Here is a 20,742-nt window from a genome sequence, read left to right as displayed (position 1 = left end):
GAAACACTTGTGCTGCGGCCAACATCCTCTTTTTCAAATCTAAGCTTGTTTGATCCTATGATGAGCTGGAAATATCACGCTTTTTTCGCAATAACCAGCACTTTACCCTGATCTAATTCTTTTTCATAAAAATCTGCTTCCGTATCTGTAAAACCCAAGGAAGTGATTTTGGCACGGAGCTCATCACCACGGGAACGGAACAAATTCGCTAATGAGTCGAAAACGCCTTCTTCCTTAATCCCGATTTCCTTGGCAGCCACCGTATCGGCGATACGATCCGTCCGATCCTGATCATGAGCGAGCACGAACACATCCTCATAACGATAGCCCGTGTTACGCAACTCATTCACAGCTTCAACGGCTTGTACACCGTTCTCTACCACCTTGGCATAAGATTTATGATTGGTCTGATTCATGTTTCTCACGCTCCTTTAAGGATTGACTTCTCTGACTATTACACTTCATTCATCCATTTGAAACTTCCATATGATGTCACGCCTTGAAAAAATCGATCACCACTCCGTTTCATCAAAAAACTCAACATACTTCGGCTTATCAGACGTCTTATCCGTAAACACTTTGATCGCACGCTGCCCGCGTACATATACTTCTCCGTCTTCTGCCGTAAATTGCGAGCCGCCTAGCGCCTGATCCAGCGTTTTCCGTTGCAGTGGCAGCCACTTATCATTCACTTTGATTCGACCGGCAGCAGGATCTACATGCACATAAGAGACGACGTCATCACGCATACCTACCACGACATCCGGATATTGATATTCTGTAGAAAGCAGCAGCATATCCTTCTTGACTCGAAGTGGCTTGCCCAGTTTTTTTAATACATCCGCACGAGTATCATCCAGAGATATGCCATTTAAGGTCTGAAAATCAGCTGGCATAGCATGTGGAGCGGTTATCGTCTGAACAGCCCTTACCATATGCCCCGCTGTCTGCGGGGAGACGGTTTGCTGAACCGTATCCTGTCCGGAAAAGGGAGTGAGCAAACCAGCGGCTAGTAATAATGTCTTCATCATAATTCTCACCCTTTCAATGAATTTCCAATAGTTTACGGTTCAGCACTATACTACTGACGCATTTTCTGCCACACCCCAGCAGCGATGTCTACATAACCCAGCCAGTTTTTAGCCGGCTTGCCCGCAGGTTCCCCATAAGTGGCATTGTAGCTCTGAACCGTCCGCTCTGTTGCAGTCAAAGGTCTGTTCGATACCGTTGACTTGATTGCCTTCTCCGTTCCGGAAGTGCTGCTCGCAGTGCTTCGCGACTTCTGAAGCCGTGTCATTAACGCTGTTGAAGCCTGCTTGGCGGCCAGCGTCACTTCACTAAGTACCTCCCCCAGGTTTTTAACCGACTCCATCACTGGTTCCACTTGCTTCAATTTATGATCAACATCTGCGGTGATGTCATTTGCATGTCGAACCGTTTGTTTTACTTCATAACTCAGTTCATCGACTGTCTTTTGTACTTCCTGCAAGGTTTGAGTCACCTTATCCAGAGAACCTTGGGCTGCTTTCAAAGTCTTAATAAGGTAAATAACGAGAACGGCAAATGCGATAGCAATAATAAAAATGCTGACCTGTGTTAACATAGCGTAACCTCTCTTTCGTCTTTCACGATGATGTTTATGATTACTGCATAGTTACCCTCTACATTCGGACACGAAACAACGTCCAGACTGGTAGCTCCTTGTGCTACAATCGTTATGATTCACAGGCCCTTGCACCGTTTAAAACACCATATAATGATGGCACAGCCACGCTTAATCTGTAGAAGTCACCGTCATCTGCTACCACGCTCGATCAGGGCGCGAGTATGCCACATTATATACAATCAAAGGAGGATACAGAACATGCTGAAATGGTCGGCTTTATTCTTAGTTTTTGCTGTGATCGCCGGGATTTTAGGTTTTTTTGGTATCGTCGTCTCCGTAGCCGCTACAATCGCCAAAATGTTATTTGTACTATTTTTGGTGTTATTCGTTATTTCACTCTTTACCGGAAGAAAACGAGCCTCATAGACATTGGATGATTGCTACGCCCAAAAGTGTTATGTATCATATGCTTATCAAAAAAGGATGTTCCCACCCTGGTCAACAGAGTTGTGGAACATCCTTTTTTGATGCAACTTTTAACAGTGAACGGCGTTTCTATTGGATCACGCTGCCTCCAAACAGGAAACGATCCTGCCAAGGCTTGCTGAAATCCGTAACTTTTACACCACCGGCCGCTACAGAAAACGTATGGAGAAGCTTGTTGTCTCCCAAGTATACAGCTACATGCGTAATCGTTTGGGAGGAATTATCCAAGGACGTGTACGCCCCTGAAGATGCATTATAATTTGTAAAAAAGAGCAGATCGCCACGCTTCAGTGTAGTCATATCCGTATTCGGCTGGCTGTTCTGCTTGATCCACTCACCCTGTGAACGAGAATCTGCTGGAAGCTGGATACCTACAGCCTGACGGAAAATTTGGCGAGTAAATGCCGAGCAATCAAAAGTAGCCGTACTGTTGCGATCAGAACCATATTCATAAGGTGTTCCAAGGTAAGTCATACCTGTGTCAATAACCTGTTCAATTGCAGCCGCTGCATCACCAGAAGACAAGCTAACCGTCGATACAGGAGACGCTACCGCAGGTAGAGCAGTAGTATCTGAAGCTGGTGCAGCCGCAGAAGCTACTGCCTGCTGCACAACAACGCCTTCACCAATACGAATATATTGTGGAGATGAGCTGACATAGCCTACTGTACCGTCAGCAGTGGTGACCTTGAACCAATATGCGTTGCTTGAATCGGTAATCGTAACGACATCCCCTGTGTTCATATAGCCCAGAACCTCGGAAGAAGTGGATGCCTCCGCCCGCAAACGAACGGACGTTTGAATCGTAGCTTTCGTTTGACCGGCAGAACTATTCACTGAAGCCGAAGCCTCTTTAGTTGAAACATTTTTAACTGAAGCTGAAACAGTTTTAGCTGACTCTGAGGCTTCCGTTTTACGGCTGACAGGCGACGTGGCAGCAGCAGCGACGCTGGTAGCGCCAACTTTTATGTACTTGTCAGAGCTGCTTGTGTAGCCGGTTACTCCATCAGAAGTCTTGACCTTATACCAATAGTTGTTTGTTTTCTCCAATACCGTTACGGCCTCTCCCTGCTTCATAAAGCTGACTACATCGCCCGTAGTGGAAGGGCCAGATCTAAGCTTTACAGCCGCCTGGATAACCGCCTTCTGTCCTGTGGATGCTGTAGTCGATGCCGCTGCGTCACCCTGACCCGGCGCCACATGAATTGCTGCCAACAGCGCGGCTGACGTCATGAGCATTCCCATCACGCGTCTTCTCAATGTTGCACCTCCTGGCTGTTTTTACGAATTTGAAGAGCATAATTCCGACGAATATAGCCGGACATGCCTTCATTATAGTAAAAGCAGCAGGAAGAGAGATATAATCCAAACGTCACAAAAGATAGCGTGTACACCATTTTAGGTATAGGTCTAAAGTCACTTTTTATACTAATTATTTAATAATTAATCTATAATTTAGGTTCTACATGGACATGAACGTGCATCGTATTATGAACCTCTTGTAGACGTTCCTCAATCTGGTCGCTGATCCGATGTCCTTCGATCAAACTGAGCTGCGGATTGACCTCAATGACCACATCCACCAGCGCATGGTTACCGTGTACCCGTGCCTTAACGTCACGAATTCCCTCTACTCCAGGTATAAGAGCAATCGTACTCCGTAAGTCGGACAGTTCTTGCTCATCAAATCCATCAGTCAAGCTATGTGTGGAATCCCTAAATATCTCCCACGCTGTTTTACAAATGATGAACCCTACCACAATCGCCGCAACAGTATCCAACCACGGCAGCCCAAACTGTGCCCCGATAATGCCCACTGCTGCTCCAACACTGACAAGTGCATCCGATAGATTATCCTTGGCCGCCGCCAGCAACGCCTTGTTGTTGATTTGCCGAGCCAGCCTGTTATTGTACAGGTACACTCCCAACATAATCACTGCACAAATCACAGCCACACCCGCAGAGGTAATATCCGGTGTTTGCTTTCCTCCCTTAAAAATGCTTCCGATTCCGTCAATCAGCACCTGCAACCCAACGACAGCCATAATAAAGGACGCCAGCAACGCCGCGATCGTTTCGGCCCGAAAATGTCCATAGGTATGGTCGGAATCTGGTGGTTTCTGGGAGATTCTTAGACCGATTAATACAGCAACCGACACCACAATATCGGTGACATTGTTGAATCCATCGGCCAGCAACGCGCTAGAAGCAAATATATATCCGCTAATCAGCTTTAAGGCGGACAGCAAGAGATAAGCAGCAATACTCACCCACGCCCCTCGCTCACCTTTTCGTATTTCATCATAGACATTTACCACAACCGAGGACACTCCTTCAAATAGATAGTTTGCAGCATAGAGACCTGCCCAGAAATAAAAATAGCAGCATAGCTGCCGTCGTACCATTCTTTAAAATAAGCAGCACAGCTCTCCTCACACTACTCCTCAAACAAGCAGCAAAGCTGCTACTAAAAATAACAATTTCCCTTTGGATAACTGTTATTTTCAGGATAACAGACGTACTTTGTGTGGGTCTAGAGAAACAGTCTTTCCGCTCTACATCGCTGTAGGAACAACGAAAAAGTATTGCCAGGCACCATCCCTGTAGGTTACACAAAACAATTTTTCCTTTATGCAAAAAACAGACATTTTCCCTCCTGCCTTACTCCAGCGATGTGTTATCATTGTTGCCCTTGTCCCTTCTTTTAAAAACGTATAAAATGAGGACACAGCCGCGTTTTTCTTCAATCCAGCATGATTGACTTGAATCTGGCGGCAACAGGAGGAATTTATTCATGAGCGATGCTAACGAACCACGTAAAATTAATCTCGCAGATGCCATTCGGGAAAAGCTGGCACAAAAAAAACAGCAGTCCGGCGCTTCACAGCAGGGCGGCTTTCAAGGCGGTTCCACCAAAACACTGAAAAGCCAAAATACGAAGAAGCCGAACAACCAACGCCGTCGTACAGGCGGATCATAAGCCCCCCCTAGGCTATATAGGGTACCGAAGAGCAGGCAAGATCTATCTTACCTCATTCTCGGAACCGATTAAGCTAAGGGCACGGCACAAAACGAAAAAAGAGGAGTCTCCCGGCCATATCAATGGCCTGATGGAGCTCCTCTTTCGTTTATCTATTTGCTGAAATTAGCAGTTCGGATGTTAGCCGATTTCTACCGGGTACATGCGTTCACGTAATTTAGCGATTTCTTCATTTTCCAAGTATTCATCATAGCTCATCGTACGGTCGATTACGCCGTTTGGTGTAATTTCCACGATGCGATTCGCAATGGTTTGAATGAACTGATGGTCATGAGAAGTGAACAAAATAGTCCCGTCAAAGTCGATCAGACCATTGTTCAGCGCTGTGATGGACTCCAGATCCAAGTGGTTGGTCGGTTCTTCCAGAAGCAGTACGTTAGCACCGTTCAACATCATTTTCGCCAGCATACAGCGAACCTTTTCTCCCCCGGACAGTACACTTGCTTTCTTAAGCGCTTCTTCGCCTGAGAAAAGCATACGTCCCAAGAAGCCGCGCAGGAACGTTTCATCCTGATCCTTGGAATATTGACGCAACCAGTCCACAAGGTTCAGATCCACACCTTCAAAATAAGTGGAGTTATCTTTCGGGAAATACGCTTGGCTCGTTGTAATCCCCCAGGAAAATTCACCTTTATCCGCTTCCAGTTCGTTCATCAAGATCTGGAAGAGCGTCGTTTTAGGCAGACCATTCGGACCTACAAACGCAATTTTATCGCCTTTGTTCACAACCAGACTGAACTCGTTAAGCACTTGCTCGCCTTCCACGGTTTTGCTGACACTATCTACAGTCAGCAATTGTTTGCCCGCTTCACGCTCAGGCTTGAAGTTAATGAACGGATATTTACGGTTCGATGGACGGATGTCGTCCAGCGTAATTTTATCCAGTTGCTTTTTACGCGAAGTCGCCTGCTTGGACTTGGAAGCATTCGCAGAAAAGCGCTGAATAAAGGCTTGCAGTTCTTTGATTTTTTCTTCCTTCTTCTTGTTCGCATCGCGAGCCAGTGTAAGCGCAAGCTGGCTGGATTCGTACCAGAAGTCATAATTGCCGACATACATCTGGATTTTACCAAAATCAATATCCGCAATATGCGTACATACCTTGTTCAGGAAGTGACGGTCATGGGATACAACGATGACGGTGCCTTCATAGTCCATCAGGAAGTTCTCCAGCCACTGAATGGATTCGAGGTCCAAATGGTTGGTAGGCTCATCAAGCAGCAAATTGTTCGGACGACCAAACAACGCTTGTGCCAACAGAACGCGCACTTTGTCGTTGCCGCTCATCTCAGCCATTTTTTTGTCATGCAGATCACGCGGAATACCGAGACCGATCAGCAATGCAGCCGCATCCGGCTCGGCATCCCAACCGTTCAGCTCTGCAAATTCGCCTTCCAATTCACCAGCACGCAAACCGTCTGCTTCGGAAAACTCCGCTTTGGCGTACAGTGCATCCTTTTCCTTCATGATTTCATACAGACGCGTATGACCCATAATAACGGTTTCCAGAACCGGAAATTCATCGTATTCATAATGGTTCTGCTTGAGGACAGCCATCCGTTCGCCCGGTGTCATGTGAACCTCACCTGAATTGGCTTCGATTTCACCGGAAAGAATTTTCAAAAAGGTGGACTTACCCGCGCCATTCGCCCCAATCAGGCCGTAGCAGTTCCCAGGAGTAAATTTGATATTTACGTCTTCAAAAAGTGGGCGTTTACCATAACGAAGCGTTACGCCGCTTGTACTGATCATATAAGCATACCATCCTTATCATTAGTAAAGTGCTAAACACAAAATTACCGACGGCAATAGTATAACACACAAAAGATCGGATTCGAACCGTAGTCTAAGCAGAACTGTCTCTGAATCTCATTCAATATCTTATAAATAAAATAAAAAAATGCTTCTGTCTTCACGATTGTCACCTGACAAACCCCTCGACCAGAACCATTTTTATGTTTTAAATTCAATGAGATAACTCAAGGACAGATACCTTACACTCTCTCTGTACTTGTAAATGTTCGGAAGCTCCGACGCCTATCGGAATAAGATACATCCCCGCCTCCTCGTCCTGTCTTATGACTACTTTGACACCATAGACTGCCTGAATCAGTTCGGATGTAACGACCTCTTTAGGCGGACCATTCGCTATTATGCGTCCTTCCTTCATAGCGATCATCACGTCGCTATACCGAATAGCCTGATTAATATCATGCAGGACCATAACGATGGTCAGTCCGTGCTCCCGATTGAGCTGCCGAATAAGCTCCAAAATCTCAAGCTGGTAATACATATCCAGATAGGTGGTCGGCTCATCCAAAAATAAAATCGGCGTTCGCTGTGCCAAGGCCATCGCAATCCACATACGCTGCCGTTCTCCTCCTGAGAGCTGATCCAGTGTATGTGTTCTGCGTTCCTCCAGATTGGTGCAGGCTATAGCCCATTCGACTGCTTCCTCGTCCTCGTCCCGGCTGGTTGTGAACATGCTCTTATGAGGCAGTCTTCCGAAGCTGACAAGTTTTTCTACTGTCAGGTCGGAGGGAGCTTCGTTCTGCTGATGAACTACCGCTAATTGACGGGCCAGCTCCTTGGGCTTGTAGTGGGCTATCTCCTTGCCGTCCAGAATCACCTGGCCCATGCGAGGAACAGCATTGTTGGACATCACGCTGAGTAGTGTCGATTTGCCACATCCATTGGGGCCAATAATCGTAGTAATTCGTCCCCGCTCAATAACAGCATTGATCGCATGTAAACGGTCTGTTTTCCGATCATAGGAGAAGGTTATATCTTTAATGTCCATAGGTGCGATCCGCCTTTCTGATCAGGAATATTAGGAACGGTCCGCCAATGACTGCCATAATAATAGAGGCTGGAATTTCATTGGGAGCAAGCACCGTTCGCCCCAGTGTATCCGCAAGCAACAGCAGCAAACCGCCGCATAAGGCAGAGAACGGAATCAGCCACTTATGATCCGAACCAACCAGGTAGCGGGCACAATGCGGAACGAGCAGGCCGATAAAAGCAATCACCCCTGCGATAGCTGTAGCAGTCGCTGCAAGCAGCACTGCAATCACAGAAATCAAAAGTCGTGCGCGCGTCACGTTAAGACCCAAATTTTTAGCCGTTTTATCTTGAAGTGACAAGAAATTACACCAGGAGAAGACGAGCATGGCTAAAATTAGCCCAATCCCGCCATAGGTCACAATTACCTCAACATCTACCCATTTTTTCATAGACAAGGTTGAGGTGGTGACCTGATTAATGCTGGTGACCGCATAACTGCCCCGATAGTTAAACGACTGACCTAGGCCGGAAAAGATGGCGTTTACTGCCACCCCAATCAGAATAAGGCGGATGGGATGCAAGCCGGATTTCCATGAAAATCCGTAGACCATTAGACAGGCCAACGCACCGCCAATAAATGAAAAGAACGGCATCCAGAAATAAAGCGCGGGAAAGATGGTCACCGCGATCAGCGAGACCAAGGCCGCTCCCGAAGAAATGCCGATCACGCCAGAATCCGCCAGGGGGTTTTTCATGACAGCTTGCAGCAAAACACCCGCCACCGCAAGTGCTGCTCCCGCCATCACAGCTACGATAATTCTCGGTAGTCTGAGGTCCTTGACCACATTCACCTGATCATCTGTACCTGTCCACAATCCGGTCACCAACTGGCTCAAATTCACCTTGAGGCTGCCTGTCATCGCTGAATACAGTATGACAGCGACGAGTAAGACAATTACAACAATAAGGCTCCATAATTTTTTGGACATGTCATCAGCTTCCTTTAATTCGAAGGATACAGCATTTTCATCAGCTCATCCAGCGCAGAGCTTGCCGCTAAATTCCCTGTGGTGCCAAACAACGGTTCAGGCAGGTCATAAACATGCCCTTTTTTCACAGCGTTGAAATGCTTCCAGATATCGTTAGTTTTGAACTCTTCATCGAACATTTTTACGACCTCATCCGGCATCCCGTGTGCAGCACGCAAAATGATATCGGGGTTGGATTGCTGCAAGGCTTCGGTATTATGGGCTATAAACTCCACTTTCTCGCCTTGAACTACATTTGTTCCGCCTGCAATTTTAACCAGATCTCCAATATAGGAATGTTCGGTAGCCACCAGATAGCTTCCCGGAACACCCAGCAGAATTAGTACTTTAGGAGACTTCTTGCCTTTGATTTTTTGCTGAATCTCAGCAACTTTGGCATCCAAGGCCCCATTAATCTCTTTCGCCTTTTCAGCTTTATCAAATCGGTCTCCCAGCTTTTGAATTTCCTTTTGCATATTAGCAAGGCTTTCAAAATTCAAAAATTCAGCATTGATGTTCAGGTCCTTAAACTTGGGCTCCAAATCATATTTGAGTGTGGTCACCGATAGTACATCTGTAGGTTTTAAGGACATTACTTTTTCCATATCAGGACTCATTGGATTTCCCACATCAGGGACATCCTTGTAACGATCAGGTAATACTTTGGTGCTTGTCGGCTTGCCGGCCAAATCCAAGCCCAGCGCATCCGTAATTTCAGAAATGGCTACTGTAGTCGCCACAATACGTGGAGTTGCTGTTTTATCATTAGACGACTTTCCAGTTGCATCTGATGCTGCCGTTGAAGTCGAATCATCGCTAGGGTTCTGTCCAGCCTGTGCTCCCCCGGAGCATCCGGCCAGCAATAAGATCATAATGCCGATTAACATATAGAAAACAAACGATTTCTTTTGAGTCAAAGCTGCATACTGTTTCATGAAAATCCAATCACCTCAATTCAAAATATAGAGCAACAGCGTGGGTCCCAATTTTTCGGGTATGTAAATGCTGACAAGTCTTGATGCCGGGGCACCAAGACTTGCTCGCATACAAGCTTTGCTGTTATTCAGGCTTTATTGATGTCATAACCTGAGGTTATTTCACCTTTAGGCTTGCTTCATCAAATTGGAACTGAACCGTATACCAGTGATCATATGGTACTCCGCCAAGGACCAAACCAGGCACAATGACGTGTGTGTAAGCACTGATTTTCTGGGACAAGTCCCCTACCTCAAATTGGACGATACGTGTATCACCGGATGTCGAGATCACTTCCACATCTTTTAGGGTACCGTTTTGCTCCACTTGTAGGGTTGGCATCCAAGAGCTGTTTTTCAAAGAGACTTGGATATAACGCTTGTCTCCCTTTTCAATCAATGTGGCTGGTTTATCGAGATAACCATCCATAACGGACGCTTCATTTGTTTTGTCTTTAAATACGTTGTAATTGATCGTGTATTGCTTCTCGGAAGCCGTTTGAACTGGTTGCTCAACTGCTGGTTTTGCTTCAGCTACCGGTGTGGTCGTTTCTGCTGCTTTGTCCGTAGAAGCTGCTGTCGGTTCAGTAGCGGTTGCAGTTGTTGCTGCATTAACTCCCTCACCTTTGAGTGACGCACGGTCAAATTGAATCTGTCCGCCGAATTTCTCATTAAAAATGTACTTCTCAGGCAGATATACCTGTGTGTACACACTCAGCTTTTTATCCAGATCAGGTACTTCGAAGGCAATTGTGTGTGTATCCCCTTTTGTGTCGGAAGCCACAATCGTTGGATTAGCATAACGGCCCTCAAAGTCCGTTTGGAATAATTTCAAAGCCTGATTGTCCGTTACGGTTACATGGGCCTGGACCTTACCATTTTTCACAATCAACTTCGCCAGACTCTGTACAAATGGAGCCACCAAAGAATCCTTGTCCGTTCCGTTTGCAAGCACACGGAAGTTCACAGTGTACTCTCCATCGGCTAAGTTATTTTTCCCCTGTTCTACTTTGTCTGCTTTGGTTTCGTTGTGATAAGATACATTACTGGTATCGAATTTAAATTCAAAATCATATACCTTTTCTACTCGATCCTCCGCCTTGAAAACCATCGGCGCGCTACTTGCCACTTTAGGAGCTTCGTAGACAACCAGTTGACCTTTTACGTTGTTCTTAAAGTCACTCACACTGAAACGAACGTCCTTCGTATTACTTGCTGCATCTTCCCGGGTCACTTCTGCATCCTGATAACCTCCACTTGCGTTATCCCAAATGCGCAGCGCCTTAACTTCATTACTGTTTTGCAGCTTCAGACCTACAAACCGTTTGTCGCCTTCCACGACCAATTGCGCTGGTTCATTAGTGATGAAGCGTTGAGCCGGAGAATCAGATCCTGTGACACCATCTGGCAGCACAATGCTGAATTTTAATGCATATTTACCATTGGCAAGCTTGTCGAAATCCAATTTAACGATAGGATCAGCTGCCCCTGAAGAAGTAGGCTCCACAAAGCTGCGAATGGTAGCAGGCTCGAATTGGAACTGCACATCATATACGTGGTCGTAAGGGATGCCACCCAAATCCAATCCAGGTACGATGACATGCGTGTTCACTGTAACTTTATCTGAAAGATTAGCCACTTCAAATTGTACTGTTCTTGTATCTGCAGAGGTGGACTGTTCAACCACCTGAGCTTCAGAACCATTTACTTTAAACGTTTTAATCCAGCTGCTCTTGTCCATTTTAATTTGAATGATATTTTTACCAGACTGTTTTAACAGTGTAGCTGGCTTTTGCATATACCCATCCATCACAGATATTTCATTGCTTCCGTTTTTGAGTACGGAGAAATCAATGCTGTATCTGCCATTTTCAACTGGGGTTGTGGTTCCGTTATCCGGTCCTTTAGCTGTAATGCTGCTGCGGTCAAATTGAAGACGAAGCTTATGATCCATCTCATAAACCCCACCTGGATAGGTGGTGCTCACATGGACCTGTGCATTCAGAATAGCGTCCAAATCGGCTACTTTGAATTTCACAACACGTGTATTAGCATTCTTGTCCTCACTTACGATATCTGCATCTGCCAACGTTCCGTTTTGTTCTGTTTTAAACTCTGTCACGGTGGTGCTGTCTTTGATGGTAAAGGAGGCTTCATACTTGCCTTTTGATACCGTCAGCGTGGCCGGAGATAATAAATATTGCGCCATGGCCGATTTTTGATCTTTGATTGCGTGCAGCGCATCGAAATTGATCGAATACGTTCCATCAGCTAAATTCTTTCCGGGCGTGCCTGGTGTGCCTGGCGTCCCAGGATCAACCGGGGTTGGAGCATTCGTAATGCTGTTTTTATCAAATTGAAGACGAAGCTTATGATCCATCTCATAAACCCCACCTGGATAGGTGGTGCTCACATGCACTTGTGCATTCAAAATTGCATCCAAATCGGCTACTTTGAATTTCACAACACGCGTATTGGCTGTCTTATCCTCACTTACAATATCTGCATCCGTAAGTGTCCCGTTTTGCTCTGTTTTGAATTCTGTTACGGTTGTGCTGTCTTTGATGGTAAAGGAAACTTCTTTTTGTCCCTTGAATACCGTCAAAGTCGCTGGAGACAACAGATATTGTACCATGGTTGATGGCTGATCTTTGGTTGCGTGCAGGGTGTTAAAGTTAATAGAATACGTTCCATCCGCCAAGCTAGGTGATGTGGGCACAGATGCCAATTGAAGATCTACATTATAAGTATGCACGTAGCCCAGCTCAGGCCAGTTGATGCTTACCCATGCGCTTAACTTAGCAGGTATTTCTTTAACCTCGAATTCAATAACTCGTGTATTTGCAGTTTTGTCTTCACTTACTGTAGCAACATTAATTAATACTCCGTTTTGCTCTACCTTAAAGCCGTCAATTTGCTTACTGTTTTTCAAGGTAAAACGGACATACTTCTTGCCATTACGTTCAATCAAGGTGCCTGGTTTCTCTGTATACCCATCCATCATAGACTTTTCATTCGTTCCATCCTTCAAAAGAGTGAAGTCCAGATTGGATTTTGTTTCCGGAGAGGTTCCATTTTCTGTGATACTATTTTTATCGAACTGAAGACGAAGTTTATGATCCATCTCATAAACCCCACCTGGATAAGTCGTACTCACATGTACCTGTGCATTCAAAATCGCGTCCAAATCGGCTACTTTGAATTTCACAACACGCGTATTGACTGTCTTGTCCTCACTTACAATATCTGCATCCGTAAGTGTCCCATTTTGCTCTGTTTTGAATTCTGTTACAGTAGTGCTGTCTTTAATGGTGAAAGAAACTTCTTTTTGTCCTTTCGCTACTGTCAAAGTCGCTGGAGACAACAGATATTGCGCTATGGCTGATGGCTGATCTTTAGTTGCGTGCAGGGTATTAAAGTTAATAGCGTACGTTCCATCCGCCAAAGTTGTTGGTACAGGTACAGAAGACAGCTGAAGATCTACATTATAAGTATGCACGTAGCTAAGCTCAGGCCAGTTGATGCTCACCCATGCGTTCAGCTTGGCTGGCAGTTCTTTTACTTCAAACTCGATAACTCGTGTATTCGCATTTTGATCTTCACTTACAATAGAGGTATCGGTTAACACTCCATTTTGCTCTACTTTGAAGCCATCAATTTGCTTGCTATTCTTTAATGTAAACCGGGCATATTGTTTACCTCCACGCTCTATTAGTGACCCTGGTTTCTCTGTATACCCATCCATCATAGACTTTTCATCTGTTCCATCTTTCAAGAGGGTAAAGTCCAAATCAGCTAATTTTTCTCCTGTGCTAGGAGGCGTTACCGGCGGTGTCACTGGTGGAACGGTTGGATTCTCCGTTGAGTTTTTAAGTCTCAAACTGGAAGGATCAAACTCAATCCATTCCTTCACTAAACGATCCGGATCGGTATCTACATACCATGGAGAACTGCTGTTAAATCCAAACTCCGTATTTACATTTTGATGAAAATCATAAACATCGAAGCTAACAGTTCCCGAAGCTTTTCCGGAATCTACTTCTATTTTGGCGGGAACCGTTTCCCCGTTTTGTTCTACTAAAAATTTCGAAAGTCCTTGAGCCTCCGCAAATTTAAATGAAAAATGGTATTTTCCATCTTTAATGATCAAGTCTCCAGGATAGGTATAGTTTGTTTTAAAACTCGAGTCCTTGGTGATTCCGCTGACTGTCTTTCGTAAAGGCTTATAATCAATCAGGTATTCTCCATCTGCATAAGTCGCTTCAGTAGTAGTTATAGCATTGGTAGGCTCAACATATGGACCGGGCAGTTCTACCGGATACTCATAAGTAGCATACGTAGCACTAGTCACTGTAGTGCTTGAGTCAGGCAAATTCGACGAAGTGGATTCACCCTCGGGTGTTGCTCCTGCGTATGGTGAAAATAAAGAAAACAACATTAGAATAGCAGCGAATGTCGTAATATATTTGTTAAATCGGCTTTTCAAGGTGATGTATCCCCCTACTTAAAATATACTCATTTGGAGCTCTGGAACTGAGCTCCAAATGAGTATTCAATTCAAAATCATATTTTCAAAAAGAAACCCTTAGATATCGCTGTCGTCGAATTGGAACTGAACAACATAGTCGTGATCGTAAGGAATACCGCCAGTGTATTCTTTAGGTACGCTTACATGCAGTTTGACATTCAATTTTTGAGACGAGCTAGTTACCGGGAATTCAACTATTCTTGTATCGCCGGATGTGCTGACCACAGTCGCATTCACATACTGACCGTTTTGTTGAGTTTTAAATTCAGTAACCCAAGCACTTTTAGTAATAGCTACACGCACTTTGTATTGACCATTCGTAACAATCAGTGTAGCTGGTTTTTTCACATAACCATTGGTATCCATGTAAGATGGCTGAGTGGTTCCATCCTTATAAACGGTATAAGGCAATTGATACGTTCCATTAGGCAAAGCCGCGTTCGCTTGATTAGCTGAGAATGGGGCTAGTACCACAAAAACAAGCGCAGCCATCAATACAGTGAGCATTACTTTTTTCAGAGACAACTTCTCCATACGATTCATAATCATGTTCATGTTTTCAATCTCCTTTTACGTTTTATTTTGGATTAGATTTCGTCGAATTGCAGTTGTACATCGTACTTGCCTGTGTAGTTAACTACTGGGATTGTGATTTCAGCGTAAGCATTTACTTTTGCATTCAGGTCAGCTACTTCGAATTCCACTACACGAGTGTTGTTCGCCGTATTTGTGCTGACTACAGTCGCATCTTGCAGTACGCCATTTTGCTCTACTTTGAACGCTGTAATCAGATTGCTGCTTTTCACAGTCAGACGAACGACATTTTTGCCATTGGCTACCGTAACCTGAGCAGGCTTTGTCAGGTAGCTGTCTAATCGAGAAGTTTCATTGGTTTGATCCTTCAGAACGGTATAATCTACGTTATAAGTGCCGTCGGCTGCTGCTGCTTTAGCAGAGAGTGGAGCCATCAGTGCAAAAACAAGTGCTGTCATGATCAATGTTACGAATACCTTCTTGAAAGAAAATTGCTCAAAGCGATTCATTACCATATTCATATCTACACACACTCCTTCATTTTTTATGCTTGAATTTATGTTGATTTTATGAACGATAAAGATAGCTTGAATTTACTTTTTGGAAGATTTGGCTGATTTCGCTGACTGGACGGCTGCAACTTTTTTGATGCTTTTGGAATCAAAAGCGAAGCGGATCGTATAGTCATGATCGTAATTGTATGCAGGGACAGTAACATGAATTTTAGAGATCAACGGGCTGTTGACACTCGCAATTGGAAATTGCACGGTGCGAGTATCGGTTTTGGCATCCTTTTGGATGACTTTGGTATCGATGATTTTGCCTTTATAATCCACTTTAAACCCGGTTGTCCATTCGCTATGATTCAGCTTAATTTGCATGGTCATTTGACCTTTCTTTACATACAACTTAGCTGGTTTTTCAAAATAATCATTAGCCATGGACACCGAATCATTTTCTGCCTTGAGAATATTGTATTTGAGCGTGTATGTACCATCCGCCAATTTTGGAGAAGCCGCAGCGGCTCCTACAGATAACGAAGTTGGCCAAAAGCTCAGCACACTCACCAGCAGAAACACAGCAATAATTGCAGAATACCCCTTCTTCATTTTGACAGCAGTCCCTCCCCACGAGAATAAACTAATTGATTATCATTCTCAATTGATAATTTAAAAAAATAGCTCTTTTCGAGCTTGTCTCCCCACCTCTCTATTCCATAATTTCGCAAAATCAAGTAAACCCATCACCAATATATCTTACACTTTTCGAAAATGTCAATATGTATTTGTGTGTACGTAATCCCTTGATATATGCTATTTTTTAATAAAAATTTGTAGTTCCTTCTTCTATAATTCGAATGACTCTCTTTTATTTTTAGTTCAAAATTTATTTAAAAATTTGCTTTTTTCAATTGACAATCCTCAGTGATATTCATTATCATTCTCTTATACATAAATGAAAATGATTATCATTATTGTTCAACTTGAAAATTGCAGGAGGAATAACATGAAATCTTATGTGTTGTGGTCATCCGCAGCGCTTTTATTGGCAGTTACCGGATGTAGTAATGGTACCTCGACCGCAGATCACAAACCAGTCAGTGCTTCCGTATCTACCACTTCAAGCACGACAAGCGGCGCGACGATTCAAGTTACTGATTTCTCAAAACGGACGTTGGCGTTTCAAAAGGTCCCTCAACATATCGTTGCGCTCAGTAATGGCGATCTGGATATTATTTACGCATTGGGCGGGACAGCCGTGGGCAGGCCCAACTCCAATGGACCTTCGGTCGTACCTGCTGCTGAAAACGTTCAGCAAATAGGTTCCACTCATGAAGTAGATCTGGAGAAAATTACGATGCTCAAACCGGATGTCGTACTAGGCAACTATCCTATGAATGAAAAAGACATCCCAGCCATTGAAGGAGTCGGTTCACAGCTGCTGCTGACTGGGGCTAATTCAGTTAAGGATATCCAGTCACAAATTACGCTGTTCGGACAATTACTGCAAAAGCAGGACGGGGCCGTAAAGCTGAACCAACAAATTGACCAGCAAGTAGCCAAGCTGCAAAAAGAAACAGCCTCTACCTCCAAACCGAAGGTGTTGCTGGTTTACGGAGCCCCGGCCACGTACATGGCAGCGCTGCCGAATTCTCTAGGCGGAAACATTTTGGAAGTTGCAGGTGGCTCCAATATCGCTTCTGATTTTCCGGGCCTGCAAAATTTCCCGCAATATGCGCAGTTGAACACAGAACGCATCGTACAGGCTGACCCTGACTACATTTTCATCATGACTCATGGCAATACGGAAGAGGTTAAAGCCGCATTTATAAAAGAAATGCAGGAAAATGCAGCTTGGAACGGAATCCGGGCAGTCCAAAACAGCCAGGTCGAGGTTTTACCTTCAGATTTGTTCGGGACAAATCCAGGGACACGGGTCACTAAAGCGCTGGATTTGATGCACCAAAAGCTGTATCCGGCGAAATAGGCGATGGCGATGAACAAACTACAACGCGCCAGAAGACGCACCATCGCCTGGATTACCCTTCCGTTCTTATTGCTAGCCGTCTCTGTGTACGGTCTGGCCTACGGTTCGGTGTCGATTCCACTTCAAGAAATCAATCAGGTTTTGCTACATAATGATGAATCCACATATCGCACGATCCTAATGGATCTCCGACTCCCCAGAGTATTGGTAGGTTTATTGGTAGGCGCTTGTCTCGCAGCTTCAGGAGCACTTCTTCAAGGCGTCATGAAAAATCCATTGGCTGACCCAGGCATTATTGGTGTATCGGCTGGAGGTGGACTTGCTGCCGTTATTACGATGGTGATGCTTCCACAGCTTAGTTACCTTCTTCCGGTAACCGCCTTTTTGGGAGCCTTTCTGAGTGCGATCGTCATTTACCTGCTGGCTTGGGACCGAGGAGCTTCCCCTGTCAAAATTGTGCTGGCTGGCGTTGCGATCAACGCGTTGTTGGGCGCGCTCACCAACGGCGTGATGGTCATGTACAGCGACCGCGTACAGGCAGTACTTCCTTGGCTATCTGGCGGGTTAAATGGACGCAGCTGGCATCATCTGGAGTTCATGGCTCCTTACGCTATCATTGGCTTAATCGCCTCTTTGTTTGCGATTAAGCCTGCGAATTTGCTGCTGCTGGGCGACGATTCAGCACAGCTGCTAGGCCAGCGGGTAGAGCTTCAACGGATGCTCATTATCTTGCTCTCTGCTCTGCTCGCCGGCACGGCGGTCAGTGTAGCCGGGCTGATCGGGTTCGTAGGACTGGTCGTTCCCCATGTTATAAGGCTACTCATCGGGGAAGATTATCGTTTCCTCCTCCCCCTTTCCATTGTGGGCGGTGGGACACTGGTTGTCCTAGCGGATACAGTCGCACGCTCTTGGTTTGACCCGATTGAGTTGCCTGTCGGTATTTTGCTGGCCGTCATTGGGGCACCGTTCTTCTTAATCCTGCTCAAGAAACGGGGGAATTTCGGATGACAGCCATTCAGGGTGAGCATCTCTCCTTACAACGCGGATATTTCCAGCTGGACGATGTGAACATTACCTTGCCCGCTGGCCAGCTCACCGCCATTGTCGGTCCCAACGGCTCAGGCAAGTCTACGCTTTTGCGGATTTTGACCCGGCTGCTCAAGCAGGATCAGGGCAAGGTTTCTGTACTGGGTAAGCCTGTGGAGGAATACAAGCGGCGTGATTTGGCTCAAACGATTACAATGCTGCCGCAAATGAAGGATATGCTGCCGTTATTAACGGTTCGTGAGCTGGTCGCTTATGGAAGATCTCCTCATGCCAAGGGCTTGAGGACACGACCTACCAGACAAGATCAGCAAATTATCGACCATGTCATGGAAATCACGGGCATTCAGCCCTATGCAGATCGGATGTTCCATACTCTATCGGGAGGTGAACAACAAAAAGCGCGAATTGCAATGGCCTTGGCCCAACAAACGGGTATTCTTTTGCTCGATGAACCGACCACTTTTCTGGATATCGCCCACCAATTTGAAGTTATGGATATGCTGCGGCGTATTAATCACGAGTCCGGCTTGACGATTGTTATGGTACTGCATGATTTGCAGCAAGCTGCGGCCTATTGTCATCATATGATTGCGCTTAAAAGGGGACGAATCGCCGTTGCTGGCGAACCCCGTCAGATTTTGACGTCTGCTTTTCTTCGCGACATTTATGAAATGAACGCTACCATCAAATTTGAGGATGGCTATCCGGTTATTATACCGACCATACCACATCATTCAGGAGGAATTTAATATGGTTATCGTTACAAACACATCTAAAATCACACCAGGCAATGCCCATTTGCTCATCGAAAGATTTAACAAAGAAGGACAGGTTGAAAAGATGGAAGGCTTCCTCGGTCTGGAAGTGCTGCTGACGGAAAACACGAAGGATTATGAGGAGGTAACGATTAGCACACGCTGGAAGGAAAAAGAGAACTTCCAAGGCTGGACGAAAAGTGAAGCGTTCCGTGAATCCCACAACCACCGTCAAATTCCAGACTATATTATTGAAAATAAAATCACGTTCTATGAGGTTAAAATCGTTCGTCATCCCATTGCGAACAATGACTCCTCTTTGGCGAGTGAGATCGAAGCCGTTTAATTCTGAACGGTAGCATAGAACTAAAAAAAGCGGCTCGGCAGGCATTATTAATTGTCCGCTGGGCCGCTTATTGGATTTTTGCAAAATCCCCTTATATACGTATTTTATTGAATCCCTCAGATTCTGGTTGAGCAACGGCGCCCAATTTTCAGCGTCTCTCCGTGCCCCAGTACATGGATGCGTTCCTTTGCAATCCCCAAGCGCTCTCGCTCTACTTCGAGACGATCCAGCGCCTCTCTCGGCGTATCGTCCGCCAGCTTAAAGGCTCCATAGTGCATCGGGATCATCTGATCTGCGCCGCAATCCACAAAGCCCTGCAACGCCTCTTCTGGTGTCACATGCTGTGAGGTCATGAACCATTCCGGTTCATACGCGCCAATAGGCATAAAGGTCAGATCAATGGCAAAGCGCTCGCCAATCTCTTTAAATCCACGGAAATATCCGGTATCTCCCACAAAATACAACGTAGGTGCCTCCGTTGAATCGGATTCTGCATGAGCATCTGAGCCTGCAACAGACGTGGCAGAACCAATCACCTGCTGCTCACTTTGCAGAACGTATCCACCCCAATGCGAAGTATTGGTATCAAACGGCGTACGCCGTGTCCAGTGCTGTGCCGGAACAAATGTAATCCGTACCCCGCCTACCGTAAAATGCTCCCACCATTGCAGCTCATGGCAGTTGCGAAAGCCTTTGCGGATCATTTTCGACTTTAACCCCGAGGGTACGAGCATCAATGTGTCTGCACGATATAACTTCCGCAACGATGCCAAATGTAAATGATCATAATGCGAATGTGATAGCAGAATGATATCCAGTGGTGGCACATCCTGAATGCGAATGCCGGGTGGAGCCAGCCTTTTATCAAAAGCCATACGCTCTGCCCACACCGGATCAGTGACAATATTCAGCCCAAGGTACTGAATAAAAAAGGTGGAATGGCCCACCCATGTCGCCGTCGCCATTTCCCGATTATGATGCAGAAACTCCAGCTCCGGGGGATGGTTTGGCACAACGAACGTATAATCCTTTATTTTGCTGCGTCGCTCCTGCCGCCATTGTCTGAATTGCTTGATGGTTTTATCGGTATTTACATGATCCATATTGTTAAAACGCACTTTAGGCATGAT

General features: G+C 45.4%; 20 protein-coding genes. 6 read left to right on the top strand and 14 right to left on the bottom strand.

The genetic code is table 11. The features are described from left to right. Positions 1–74: 74 nt before the first annotated feature. From OIU26_RS19000 to OIU26_RS18990, 3 genes are all read right to left on the bottom strand, one after another. Positions 75–416 carry a general stress protein gene (locus tag OIU26_RS19000; protein WP_013373048.1) on the bottom strand — a complete coding sequence of 114 codons (342 nt, stop codon included), beginning with the start codon at positions 414–416 and terminating at the stop codon, positions 75–77. Positions 417–512: 96 nt separating this feature from the next. Further along, a complete protein-coding gene (locus OIU26_RS18995) occupies positions 513–1,031 on the bottom strand; it encodes a hypothetical protein (RefSeq protein WP_264217679.1) in 519 nt (172 codons plus the stop codon). 50 nt (positions 1,032–1,081) lie between these two features. Beyond that, positions 1,082–1,603: a DUF948 domain-containing protein gene (locus OIU26_RS18990; protein WP_013373050.1), complete on the bottom strand. Its 522-nt coding sequence runs from the start codon at positions 1,601–1,603 to the stop codon at positions 1,082–1,084. A 261-nt stretch (positions 1,604–1,864) separates the two neighbouring features. Here OIU26_RS18990 and OIU26_RS18985 point away from each other — a divergent pair, with 261 nt between their 5' ends. Beyond that, the gene (locus OIU26_RS18985) at positions 1,865–2,032 is read left to right on the top strand and encodes a DUF1328 domain-containing protein (RefSeq protein ID WP_013373051.1); all 168 of its coding nucleotides are present in this window, start codon (positions 1,865–1,867) and stop codon (positions 2,030–2,032) included. A 129-nt stretch (positions 2,033–2,161) separates the two neighbouring features. Here the strand turns inward: OIU26_RS18985 and OIU26_RS18980 are convergent, their stop codons facing one another. Together OIU26_RS18980 and OIU26_RS18975 are read right to left on the bottom strand one after the other, a co-directional pair. Then, complete coding sequence (locus tag OIU26_RS18980) at positions 2,162–3,352, bottom strand: SH3 domain-containing C40 family peptidase (protein WP_264217678.1); 1,191 nt, start codon at positions 3,350–3,352, stop codon at positions 2,162–2,164. A gap of 188 nt (positions 3,353–3,540) precedes the next feature. Continuing rightward, positions 3,541–4,410: a cation diffusion facilitator family transporter gene (locus OIU26_RS18975; protein ID WP_264217699.1), complete on the bottom strand. Its 870-nt coding sequence runs from the start codon at positions 4,408–4,410 to the stop codon at positions 3,541–3,543. Between the two features lie 476 nt (positions 4,411–4,886). Here OIU26_RS18975 and OIU26_RS18970 point away from each other — a divergent pair, with 476 nt between their 5' ends. After that, positions 4,887–5,072: a hypothetical protein gene (locus OIU26_RS18970; RefSeq protein ID WP_007432127.1), complete on the top strand. Its 186-nt coding sequence runs from the start codon at positions 4,887–4,889 to the stop codon at positions 5,070–5,072. Between the two features lie 180 nt (positions 5,073–5,252). Here the strand turns inward: OIU26_RS18970 and OIU26_RS18965 are convergent, their stop codons facing one another. The 8 genes from OIU26_RS18965 to isdC form a co-directional block, all read right to left on the bottom strand. Further along, positions 5,253–6,881 carry an ABC-F family ATP-binding cassette domain-containing protein gene (locus tag OIU26_RS18965; protein WP_013373057.1) on the bottom strand — a complete coding sequence of 543 codons (1,629 nt, stop codon included), beginning with the start codon at positions 6,879–6,881 and terminating at the stop codon, positions 5,253–5,255. Positions 6,882–7,095: 214 nt separating this feature from the next. Then, complete coding sequence (locus tag OIU26_RS18960; RefSeq protein ID WP_264217677.1) at positions 7,096–7,929, bottom strand: ABC transporter ATP-binding protein; 834 nt, start codon at positions 7,927–7,929, stop codon at positions 7,096–7,098. Then, entirely contained in the window at positions 7,919–8,902 is a 984-nt protein-coding gene (locus OIU26_RS18955; RefSeq protein WP_264217676.1) for an iron ABC transporter permease, read from the bottom strand. The genes OIU26_RS18960 and OIU26_RS18955 overlap by 11 nt, the downstream gene beginning before the upstream one ends. Positions 8,903–8,916: 14 nt before the next feature. Continuing rightward, positions 8,917–9,876, bottom strand: a complete 960-nt coding sequence (isdE, locus tag OIU26_RS18950) for a heme ABC transporter substrate-binding protein IsdE (RefSeq protein ID WP_264217675.1) — start codon at positions 9,874–9,876, stop codon at positions 8,917–8,919. Positions 9,877–10,033: 157 nt separating this feature from the next. Then, a complete protein-coding gene (locus tag OIU26_RS18945; RefSeq protein WP_264217674.1) occupies positions 10,034–14,401 on the bottom strand; it encodes an NEAT domain-containing protein in 4,368 nt (1,455 codons plus the stop codon). 99 nt (positions 14,402–14,500) lie between these two features. After that, a complete protein-coding gene (locus OIU26_RS18940) occupies positions 14,501–14,998 on the bottom strand; it encodes an NEAT domain-containing protein (protein ID WP_040102878.1) in 498 nt (165 codons plus the stop codon). 32 nt (positions 14,999–15,030) lie between these two features. Beyond that, positions 15,031–15,498 (bottom strand): NEAT domain-containing protein, encoded by a 468-nt coding sequence (locus OIU26_RS18935; protein WP_264217673.1) that lies wholly within the window; start codon positions 15,496–15,498, stop codon positions 15,031–15,033. 72 nt (positions 15,499–15,570) lie between these two features. Then, positions 15,571–16,086, bottom strand: a complete 516-nt coding sequence (isdC, locus tag OIU26_RS18930) for a heme uptake protein IsdC (protein ID WP_264217672.1) — start codon at positions 16,084–16,086, stop codon at positions 15,571–15,573. A 397-nt stretch (positions 16,087–16,483) separates the two neighbouring features. On the opposite strand from isdC, the gene OIU26_RS18925 reads away from it, so the two are divergent. From OIU26_RS18925 to isdG, 4 genes are read left to right on the top strand one after another with little or no spacing between them, the layout of a single operon-like run. Further along, positions 16,484–17,464, top strand: a complete 981-nt coding sequence (locus OIU26_RS18925) for an ABC transporter substrate-binding protein (RefSeq protein WP_165082524.1) — start codon at positions 16,484–16,486, stop codon at positions 17,462–17,464. A 9-nt stretch (positions 17,465–17,473) separates the two neighbouring features. Further along, complete coding sequence (locus OIU26_RS18920) at positions 17,474–18,472, top strand: FecCD family ABC transporter permease (protein WP_264217671.1); 999 nt, start codon at positions 17,474–17,476, stop codon at positions 18,470–18,472. Beyond that, positions 18,469–19,260 (top strand): ABC transporter ATP-binding protein, encoded by a 792-nt coding sequence (locus OIU26_RS18915; protein ID WP_165082528.1) that lies wholly within the window; start codon positions 18,469–18,471, stop codon positions 19,258–19,260. Before OIU26_RS18920 ends, OIU26_RS18915 begins: the two co-directional genes overlap by 4 nt. 1 nt (position 19,261) lies before the next feature. Beyond that, positions 19,262–19,612: a heme oxygenase gene (gene isdG / locus OIU26_RS18910; protein WP_025674837.1), complete on the top strand. Its 351-nt coding sequence runs from the start codon at positions 19,262–19,264 to the stop codon at positions 19,610–19,612. Positions 19,613–19,728: 116 nt separating this feature from the next. Here the strand turns inward: isdG and OIU26_RS18905 are convergent, their stop codons facing one another. Continuing rightward, positions 19,729–20,739, bottom strand: a complete 1,011-nt coding sequence (locus OIU26_RS18905) for an MBL fold metallo-hydrolase (protein WP_025674835.1) — start codon at positions 20,737–20,739, stop codon at positions 19,729–19,731. Between the last annotated feature and the right edge of the window lie 3 nt (positions 20,740–20,742).

Origin of the sequence: Paenibacillus sp. BT-177, assembly GCF_025846815.2 — a bacterium.
In the GTDB taxonomy this organism is placed as follows: Bacteria; Bacillota; Bacilli; order Paenibacillales; family Paenibacillaceae; genus Paenibacillus; species Paenibacillus polymyxa_C.
This window is presented reverse-complemented; position numbering and strand designations above follow the sequence as displayed.